At 58.3% G+C, this 9,161-nt stretch carries 8 protein-coding genes; 4 read left to right on the top strand and 4 right to left on the bottom strand.

What is annotated here, in order from left to right; genetic code table 11:
• Nucleotides 1-11: 11 nt before the first annotated feature.
• Nucleotides 12-287, bottom strand: a complete 276-nt coding sequence (locus ACTHUY_RS11785; RefSeq protein ID WP_441678978.1) for a DDE-type integrase/transposase/recombinase — start codon at nt 285-287, stop codon at nt 12-14.
• A 1,737-nt stretch (nt 288-2,024) separates the two neighbouring features.
• Between ACTHUY_RS11785 and ACTHUY_RS11780 the strand changes: the two genes are divergently transcribed.
• Nucleotides 2,025-2,693, top strand: coding sequence for a queuosine precursor transporter (locus ACTHUY_RS11780; RefSeq protein ID WP_441655604.1), 669 nt, complete (start codon nt 2,025-2,027; stop codon nt 2,691-2,693).
• Nucleotides 2,690-3,934 carry a tRNA guanosine(34) transglycosylase Tgt gene (gene tgt, locus ACTHUY_RS11775; protein WP_441678976.1) on the top strand — a complete coding sequence of 415 codons (1,245 nt, stop codon included), beginning with the start codon at nt 2,690-2,692 and terminating at the stop codon, nt 3,932-3,934. The genes ACTHUY_RS11780 and tgt overlap by 4 nt, the downstream gene beginning before the upstream one ends.
• Nucleotides 3,935-4,158: 224 nt before the next feature.
• Here tgt and ACTHUY_RS11770 read toward each other — a convergent pair whose 3' ends face one another.
• Together ACTHUY_RS11770 and ACTHUY_RS11765 are read right to left on the bottom strand one after the other, a co-directional pair.
• Nucleotides 4,159-5,541 (bottom strand): hypothetical protein, encoded by a 1,383-nt coding sequence (locus ACTHUY_RS11770; RefSeq protein ID WP_441655606.1) that lies wholly within the window; start codon nt 5,539-5,541, stop codon nt 4,159-4,161.
• Nucleotides 5,538-6,236, bottom strand: a complete 699-nt coding sequence (locus ACTHUY_RS11765) for an ABC transporter ATP-binding protein (RefSeq protein WP_126704401.1) — start codon at nt 6,234-6,236, stop codon at nt 5,538-5,540. The genes ACTHUY_RS11770 and ACTHUY_RS11765 overlap by 4 nt, the downstream gene beginning before the upstream one ends.
• Before the next feature lie 100 nt (nt 6,237-6,336).
• On the opposite strand from ACTHUY_RS11765, the gene ACTHUY_RS11760 reads away from it, so the two are divergent.
• Both ACTHUY_RS11760 and ACTHUY_RS11755 read left to right on the top strand, forming a co-directional pair.
• Nucleotides 6,337-7,167 (top strand): sensor histidine kinase, encoded by an 831-nt coding sequence (locus tag ACTHUY_RS11760; protein WP_441655607.1) that lies wholly within the window; start codon nt 6,337-6,339, stop codon nt 7,165-7,167.
• A complete protein-coding gene (locus tag ACTHUY_RS11755) occupies nt 7,164-7,820 on the top strand; it encodes a response regulator transcription factor (RefSeq protein WP_441675822.1) in 657 nt (218 codons plus the stop codon). Before ACTHUY_RS11760 ends, ACTHUY_RS11755 begins: the two co-directional genes overlap by 4 nt.
• 30 nt (nt 7,821-7,850) lie before the next feature.
• Here the strand turns inward: ACTHUY_RS11755 and ACTHUY_RS11750 are convergent, their stop codons facing one another.
• A complete protein-coding gene (locus ACTHUY_RS11750; protein WP_441675821.1) occupies nt 7,851-9,077 on the bottom strand; it encodes an alpha-amylase family glycosyl hydrolase in 1,227 nt (408 codons plus the stop codon).
• Nucleotides 9,078-9,161: the final 84 nt, after the last annotated feature.

Below are 9,161 nucleotides of genomic sequence, written 5' to 3'. Positions count from 1 at the left end.
CGAATCCCGCACTACCCATAAATAAAACCCACACACAATTCACTTGACAAGCCCCCGGAGTCCGCATGCACGACTTCGGGTGCCCCGTGCTGGGCGATCGCGGTCTTAAACATGTCAACGGCAAGATGGTCGGCTTCACGTTCCTCGACCCGGTAGCCAACGATCTCACGCGAGTAAATATCGGTGATCTTGTAGGCCTTGAGTACAACCGAGCGCCACGGGGTAAGCAGATCGGTGATATCCCAGGACCATGCCTGGCCGGGCCTGGTCGCTGAGACGACGGGCACCTGTCGTGGTCCACCCCGGCCACGCTTGGTGGGGATCTTGGGGCGTAGGCTCTGCTCTAACTCTGCCCCGATCCGCTACCAGGTCCGCACAGAAGCGAGCATCACGCCCTAATCCCATGCCGCTGCAAATGAGTGTTCCACTGATTCATCACGGGCCCAGCCGGCGAGTATGAACTCCTCGATCCGTTCCCGGTCATGAGCACTGACCCGTGTTGGGGAGTCCCGTTCATAGTGGGGGATCGGGTCATTAACCTTGGGCCGCGGATGGTGGCGATACTGCCACGTCGAGCGTGCCACCCCGGCCAATACCAGAGCCTTTCGCTGTGAACCCGTCACCTGGGTTAACTCTACCACCAGCGCGTTCTCGCCTATGAGGAACTGCTCGGCTCGTTCGTCTGTGATGGTCCGGGCTCTTGCTCGCTCAACTGATGCAAGAGCCCGATAGCTTTTCCCAAAGCCTCGTTCGTTGCTTCCAGCTCTTGTACACGTGCACGGAGCCACTCATTTTCAGCTTCCTGCATGGCATTCTTTTTCGCGCTATGGCGTCATTGGGAGGGACTTGTCATAACACTACCCTGTCGTGGAATCAGTCCCCGGTCCACACTCCCGTCATACACCGTGTTGCGCCACCTACGGAACCGGCCCCAGCTCACGCCTTGTACTGCCAGCCAAGCACGCTTGCTGCCATGGGGCTGGCGTTCATACTCGTACACAAAATCGCGGACTTCTTCAACAGTTAAACCAGGCGCAATCGTCATCTTGAACCGACCTTCCAAATCATGAGCACTGACTCACAACCAGCCTGGCATCAACGGCCGGCAGCTCTTACGCTGACTGGCAGGAGCAGCAGTTCGCGGCCGAGACCGGGAGTTCACTCTCTTGAGCAAATGCGCGATGGAGTGGTGGAGTACTTTTGATCCGGTGGGTGATTGATGTCACCGTTGTCCAGATTTGGATAAGGCTAAAAGCCAGGACTCACACTTGCGGAAAATAGCCCCGCCAGTGGCTGAGTTCCCGAGACAAGCGATGCTACGGTCCTAGGTCGAGTCCGACTTCTGTCGGGTTGCCAGCACATCAGAGAAAATGAAGATCAGACAAGAGCCTGGGAAGCAGACTCTGCGCCTTTCAAGGTCCGCGCTGGGACTACCCTTGTGATTGATGCGTCACCTGCCTCGAGGAACGACAAGGACGGCATCGAGAATTCTCTGAACCAAACTTCAATCGACAGAGATGCTGAAGAGTCACTGTGGAGCTATAAGTCGATGCGTTTCGAGTAAGTGATGGCGAAGCTACTTGAGGCTGAACAGCTCGAGTCAAAGTTTACCCGAGCCTTCGTTTTCGATGCTTTCCGTGATGTTCAGATCCGCGAAACTGGAACCGAACGGACTCGAATTTTGCCGGTAGTTTCACGCTTTGGTCGTGACGGTCAGAGCGGGGATGCCCGAGAGTAGAAGAGAGGAGTTCTCCACCACCTCCACCCTGTAATGCACGTGTTCCACGACCGCGCCCTAAGCGAGGACTCCCGCTCAGCGAGGTGCCGGTATTCAAGGTGCTTAGTCCGGGAGCTACGTGCGCAACCAGGGAAGATCATTCAGGCGAGAGCGGACCCGCCCTTGATTCTTGTTCTTTTTCGCTACACTTATGCCTGAGCGGAGCGATCCGCTCAACGCATCATGCGTGATTCCGGTGGTGGCAGCGCCGAATCAGTACCCTTCATTATCTGTACCCGAGGTCTGAATGTCTGCCCGTTTTGCACCGGTCCGCCGCGGCCACTACGACACGATCGTTGTTCTTTTCGTATCCTTCCTGCTCCTGTCCAATATCGGAGCCACCAAGCTCATCGAGCTCAACCTGTTTGGTGGAGAACTGATCTTCGATGGGGGAGCGATCCTCTTCCCGCTGACTTACGTACTGGGGGACGTGATCTCCGAGGTGTACGGCTTTAAGCCGGCACGGAAGGCCATCATCCTTGGTCTCGTTGTTTCGATCATTGCTTCCGCCGTGTTCTACCTGGTGCAAATCGCGCCACCGGCAGCTGACTACGAGAACCAGGCAGCTTTTGAGGCGGTTCTTGGCTTTGTTCCCAGAATCGTTCTTGCTTCGGTTGCCGGTTATGTTGTTGGTCAGCTTCTGAACTCTTGGGTGCTGGTGAAACTTAAGCAGAAGTACGGTGAGAAGAATCTGTGGGTGCGCCTGCTGGGCTCAACGGTTGTCGGTGAAGCGGCAGACACTGCGATCTTCTGCCTCGTTGCCTGGGCTGGTGTCATGCCGGCCTCGACGATCTTCAACCTCATGATTGTTGGCTACGTTTACAAGGTTGCTGTTGAGTTCCTGCTCCTGCCTATCACCTACCGGGTTGTAGCCTGGGTGAAGAAAAACGAACCTGCCTACGAGGAGATCCAGTGACGTTCACAGTTGGTTCGCGGCTCGACGGAGTCCAGGGGAGAACGGGCACGATCCACACCCCTCACGGCGATATTCGTACCCCTGCTTTCATTCCCGTGGGAACAAAAGCAACGGTAAAAGCTGTATTGCCGGAATCGATCAAAGACATCGGTGCGCAGGCGGTTCTCGCCAATGCTTATCACCTGTTTCTCCAGCCTGGGTCCGACATTGTCGACGAGGCCGGTGGGCTTGGGAAGTTCATGAACTGGGATGGCCCCACCTATACGGATTCGGGCGGATTCCAGGTTATGAGCCTTGGAACCGGCTACAAGAAAGTTCTCTCAGAACAATTCGCCGGCACGGGTAAGAAGGGCCGCGATGGCTCGGATCTTGAGGTAGCCGAGAACAAGATCCGCCGCGCACACATTGATGACGACGGTGTGACGTTCCGTTCCCATCTCGACGGCACGAAACTACGTTTCACGTCCGAGGTATCGATGAGGATCCAGCACGAGCTCGGTGCCGACATCATCTTTGCCTTTGACGAGCTTACGACGTTGCTGAACTCCCGTGAATATCAGGAAGAAGCGCTTGAACGGACAAGACTGTGGGCGGAGCGTTGTCTCGTTGCGCACAAGCAGCTGACGATCGCCCGTGCCGACAAGCCCTACCAGCAGCTCTTTGGAGTTATCCAGGGCGCTCAGTACGAGGACCTTCGCCGGAAGGCGGCTCGGGACCTGGGGTCCATGGAAGTTGATGGTCAATCCTTCGATGGGTTCGGTATTGGTGGTGCCCTCGAGAAGGAAAATCTCGGAACGATTGTCGAATGGGTGAGCGAAGAGCTTCCCGAGAACAAGGCCCGCCACCTCCTCGGAATCTCCGAGCCCGACGACCTGTTTGCCGCGATCGAGGCGGGTGCCGATACCTTCGACTGCGTGAACCCATCCCGCGTGGCCCGCAACGCTGCGATCTACTCACCCGACGGCAGGTTCAACATCACGAGAGCTGAATTTAAGAGGAACTTCAGCCCGCTCGTTGAGGGTTGCGACTGCTACACATGCACGCATTACACGAAGGCCTACCTGCACCACACGTTCAAGGCGAAAGAAATGATCGCCAACACCCTCGCTACAATCCACAACGAGTATTACACGGTGAAGCTTGTCGACTCGATCCGAGACTCTATCGACAACGGGACCTTTGCGGAGCTGAAGGAAGAGACCCTCGGCAGGTTCTACGCGAAGAAGGCGAACGGCTCCTGACCGCAGAGGTAGCGGTCTGGGTTGGGTAATAGGTGAATACCGTGTCAGCCCTGGCGGTCGGGAACCCTGGCTCGCTCAACACGCAGGGGTAAGGCGAAACATAGACCTCTGGCAGGAGCCAGGTATGACTCCCAAGTTCCTGCCAGAGATCTTTAGTGTCCAGCTGCCAACGCGGCCAGGGTTGCGGTGCGGACCCTGCTCATGACATGGCGTGCTCGGTTGATTTAGTCGTTTCTTCGGTAGTCGGAGGTGAGGATCTTTGACTCGATGGGGCGGGAGGCTCCCGCCGCTGCCGTGCAGAGGACGATACCGAGGACGATGACGATTGCGAGCGTGACCCCGTTGCTTGACTCGGTGGCAAGCTCGGGCGTGCCAAGCAGAATCGTGCGCATGATGAGGATACCGAGGGGGATGGAGACCCCGAGGGTCGTAATCAAGGGCAGGAGCACCTGGCGGTAGCGGGCTCCCGCGAAGACCTTACGCGGGGTTCCCATGCGGGTGAGGGCCACGGTTTGCTCGGCCCGGTCCACGGTAAAGGCAGCCTGGTTGATCAGTGTCGATGTGGCGGCAACAAGCAGGCCGATGAGCATCGTGAGCGTGGTGCCCGTACCAACGTCGCGGAGCTGAAGGTTGAAAATCGGGTCGTCCGGAACCTGCGGCATGGTGATCGTGAAAGCCGAGATAAAGCCGATGAAGGCAAGCCCACCAACGTTCCGCCATGCGTCCCTTGGCTGTGCGATAAGCCGACGGGAAGCCAGGAGCGATGCTGGATTGGAGGTCTTCGTGAACGGCCTAGCCACCATCTGAATTATCCAGGGGCCAATGAGGTTCACCGCAAAGAGAACAATCATGAGAAGGATGCCGACAAAGAAGAAGCCGATGAGCTGAGAGTCAATGACGTTGAAGCTCTGTGTGCCAACAAAGAAGATAACGATGGCAGCGAAGAAGACGATGACTCGCCAGAACTGCAGGGCCTTCGGGGTTTCTCGCTTCGCAACACCGAGGGGGCTGATGACAACCCGCTGCAGTCCGATCACGGTGGAGATTGCGGACAGCAGAAGGATGACTCCAAGAACGGCAAGATTGACCCACCAGGGTCCGACCATTTCCGCGGGGCTCAGGTACTCGCCATGGAAGGACACGAAGTTCCAGATCGGCAGGCTCAGTGCGAACAGGAAGCTACCAAAGACTGCTCCCGCGATTGTGAGAACGAGGGACTCGATGACCGACATGAGGACAACCTCGCCGCCGGTCATGCCGATCAGGCGGAGCGATGCGAGGCGCTTGGCCCTGCCGGAGGCGCCGAGCCGTGCCGCACCGGCACCGAGGCTGAGGATCGGGACGACAAGAATCGCGCAGGCAATGACTGCGAGGGAAACGTAAAGGGACGCGATGTCGGGGGCGTACGGCTGATAGGGGGAGGCCGCGGCAATCGCCGTGAGAGACTCCGGTGGGTTTGCCTGCCTCTCCACGAACATGCTGGTGCCGCCAGCAACCGTCAAAGCTAGAAGCGTTGTAACGGCAAAGGCGATGATCGCGAGAGCATCGAGGCCGGACCGGTTTGTGGTGATCCTCGACCATGCGAGGCGTGAAGAGATACCGATCATGCCTGGCCTACCCCAAGCTTGCGATCATCGTGGATCAGGGCGTCCCGGATCTCCACGAGACGGTTACACCACTTCGCCACCTCCATGTCGTGCGTGACAACAATGAGCGTCGCCTTGGACATCTGGCACACGGTGGTGAGAATCTGCATGACCTCGTGGCCGGTAGCCTGATCAAGAGCACCCGTCGGTTCGTCGGCAAAGACAACAGCGGGGCTGTGAACGAGGGAACGTGCAATAGCAACGCGCTGGGCCTGACCGCCCGACATCTCGCCCGGCTTACGCCCACCCATGTCGTTCAGGCCGAGGCGGCTCAGCCACTGATCAGCCTCTCGCATCGCCCGGCTCCGCTTCCAGCCGCTCAGCAGAAGCGGGAATGCAACGTTCTCGCGTGCAGTGAGCTCATCAACGAGCTGACCATCCTGGAAAACAAAGCCGAAGCGCTCGCGACGCAGGGTCGACCGTTCCTTATCCGACAGGCTCGTCACATCGACGGGGCCGAGGCGAACGGTGCCCGAATCGGGGCGGAGAATCCCCGACAGGGTGTGGAGAAGGGTGGACTTACCGGAACCGGAGGGGCCCATGATGGCGACAGACTCGCCACCCTCGACAGTGATCGAGACATCGGCAAGGGCCCGGACTGACCCGTACGTCTTCACGAGGTGGGTTGCGTTCAATGTGTTCTTCATGGTTCCCATTCCACCCTCTTCGGACAGCTTTAAACATCCAGCTCAGTTCCAACCATGGGTGGACCTAGCTCTACTGCTCACCTCGGCCTGACCCCACTAGGATAGAGCCATGTCCCCCAGAGCCCTCAACGTGGTCATCGGCCTTGCCGTTCTCGGTATCGTTGCCGCACAATTCCAGCTTGAGGGACCCCGGGCGGTCGTCCTTACGGCCTTCACCGTCATTCTCATCCTCGGCCTACAGCTCACCAGAACCCGTCAAGCCGATGGTGGGGAGATCATGCCTGGGAACTATGCGGAGAACCTGGCAGAGCTACGCCGCTCCCGCCGGGAAATTGTGGGAGCATTCGAGATTGAACGGCGCAGGATCGAACGCGACCTGCACGACGGAGCCCAGCAATACCTGGTGGCCGCAAACATGAAAATGGGAGAAGCCTCCCTGAGCCTCGACCCAAACACGGTTGAAGGCAGACTTATTTCCGCAGCTCAAGACGATGCTGCGCTCGCGATCAAAGCACTAAGGGAAACGGTTCATGGTATCCATCCCCAGGTGCTGACAGATATGGGATTAGAAGCGGCAGTCCGGGACCTGGCAAGGCGCTTTGATCAGGTGGAGGTGCGGTGCCCGCACCCGCTACCTTCCCTGCCGCAGGGAATCACGGCCTCCGGATACTTTTTCGTATCCGAAGCTCTGACCAATGCGGCAAAGTATGGTGGCCCCGCCGCTATTCTCCTTATCGCGGACGAAAGCCTGCACATTACGGTGACGGATATGGGGCAGGGCGGGGCTGTTATTACCCCCGGTCGGGGACTGTCTGGAATGAAGGAACGGCTAGCTGCCTTCGGGGGAACCCTTGAGCTATCCAGCCCCGAGGGTGGTCCCACAGAGCTGCGTGCCACCATGCCACTGCTATTGAATGTTGGAGAATCGGGGTACCTGTGAAAATAGTTGTCGCGGACGATTCCGCACTGCTCCGCGAGGGGCTCGTCGGACTTGTCGAACGCCAGGGACACGAAATCATCGAGGCTGTTGACGATGCTCCGAGCCTTGTTCGTGCCGTGAAAAAAGCGCTGGGATCCGGGCAAGAAATCGATGTTGTTATCGCCGATGTTCGCATGCCACCCGGGATGGGAACCGATGGTCTTGATGCTGCGGCGGAGATCCGGGAAGAATATCCGGATCTGGGGATCATGATTCTCTCCCAGTACGTGGCACCGGCCTATGCCTCGCGGTTCCTCACCGGTGCAGGAGGTGGCTTCGGGTATCTGCTCAAGGACAGGGTTGCGAAGGTCGGGGACTTTCTGCGTTCGCTGAGTGTCGTGTCTTCGGGTGGCATTGTGATCGACCCCGAGGTTGCCAGCCAGCTGGCACGGGCCCGGTCGGGGCCTCTCGATAGCCTGACCGACAGGGAACGGGAAGTGCTGGCTCTCATGGCAGAGGGCCTGTCCAACAGCCAGATCTCATCCCAACTATTCCTATCCGCAGGAGCCGTATCGAAGTATGTGGCATCCGTGTTCCTCAAGCTGGGTTTGCAGGTGGGGGAAGAGAACCGCAGGGTTCGTGCAGTCCTCACCTACCTGACGGCAAAGAAATAACCGAACTCTAAGTGTGGGTGCACTATCGGATCAATCGTCGATGTGGGGGAGGGTCCAGATGATCCGGCCGTCTTTCTCGACCCGCGCGTTCTTTTCCGCCAGGTCAAGGACCACGGTGATTTCCTGCCCCGAGCCGTGGGTGACGTACGTGAACGAAGTGTTGGTGAGGTGCAGCTTGTCGGTGCGGGCCGTCTTCAGCCAGGGATGCTCCCGGCGGAAATTAGCTCCCCAGCGGTAAATGTCGAGGATGAGGCGGGACTCATCGTCGATTGCATCGGCAGGCGTGGGCGGAAGCTCGGGGCGCAACGGATCATCCGCTTCGAATCCCTCGCCCTTCGTTGCCTTCCAGCCAAGCTCATCCCCGTAGTAGATGGAAGGGATTCCCGGGGTGGTAAAGAGGATGACTGCGGCTGCGACCGCCTTGGATCTGCCAACCGTTGACGCGATTCTTTCGACGTCGTGGTTGCCGATAAAAGTATTGGGTGAGAATGACTCAAGGAACTCGTCATGGCGTTGGAGTGACCATTCGAGTTCGTAAAAGTTCTCGTCCAACAGGCTGGACCAGATCGCCTTCCAGAGTTCGTACTGGGTGACGGAATCGAGACGGTTCTTGCCGGTGAATGAGGTGTAGTCGCCGTGGATGACTTCCCCGAGGAACCAGGCTTCGGGATGCTGTTTTCGTACCACAGGGAGGATCTGTTCCCACACGGCCGGTTCAATCCGGTAGGCCGCATCCATGCGCCAACCCATGGCGCCCCGATCTAGCCAATGGCTGAGAACACGGATGATGTAGTCGATAACGGCGGGATCCGCGTGGTCGAGCTCGAGGAGACTGCCGTGCCCCTCAAAGACGCGGGGCGAACCGTCCTCGTTCCGGGCAACGCGATCAGAAAGGGCATGACCGTCAGCAACGTGGTTAAAGACGCCATCGAGGATGATGCCGAGGCCGCGTTCGCCGGCGGCACCTACGAGGTTGTCGAAGTCATCGTCCGTTCCCAGGCGCGGATCCAGAGTGAAGTGATCAAGAGTGTCGTAGCCGTGGGTAGCCGAGGTGAAGATTGGACCCAGAAGAAGCATGTCGGAGATTCCCGCCGCATGATCAAGCCAAGGCTCCAACCTGCGGAGGCGATGTTCGTCAGTTCCCGGATCTGTCCAGTCCCGAATTGGCGCCCCGGTAGCTCCAAGGGGATAGATCTGCCACAGCGTGTCCATACCCCCATTATCTCCCATACGCAGTCGTGGTGAAAAGGATTTCATGACAGGGTTACTCCTCTGAGTTCGTGTCTACTAGACTGGCACGGTAAAGGATGGGGGAGTGCCGTGCGTAAATCATTGATGAGT

It is taken from the genome of Flaviflexus sp., from assembly GCF_052087705.1.
Lineage (GTDB): Bacteria > Actinomycetota > Actinomycetes > Actinomycetales > Actinomycetaceae > Flaviflexus > Flaviflexus ciconiae.
The sequence above is the reverse complement of the archived record's forward strand: the minus strand, read 5'-3'. Positions and strand labels throughout refer to the sequence as shown.

Coding starts and splice junctions, on each gene's coding strand:
- ACTHUY_RS11780 (WP_441655604.1), top strand. CDS start 2,025: ATGTCTGCCCGTTTTGCACCGGTCCGCCGCGGCCACTACGACACGATC.
- ACTHUY_RS11770 (WP_441655606.1), bottom strand. CDS start 5,541: ATGATCGGTATCTCTTCACGCCTCGCATGGTCGAGGATCACCACAAAC.
- ACTHUY_RS11765 (WP_126704401.1), bottom strand. CDS start 6,236: ATGGGAACCATGAAGAACACATTGAACGCAACCCACCTCGTGAAGACG.
- ACTHUY_RS11760 (WP_441655607.1), top strand. CDS start 6,337: ATGTCCCCCAGAGCCCTCAACGTGGTCATCGGCCTTGCCGTTCTCGGT.
- ACTHUY_RS11750 (WP_441675821.1), bottom strand. CDS start 9,077: ATGAAATCCTTTTCACCACGACTGCGTATGGGAGATAATGGGGGTATG.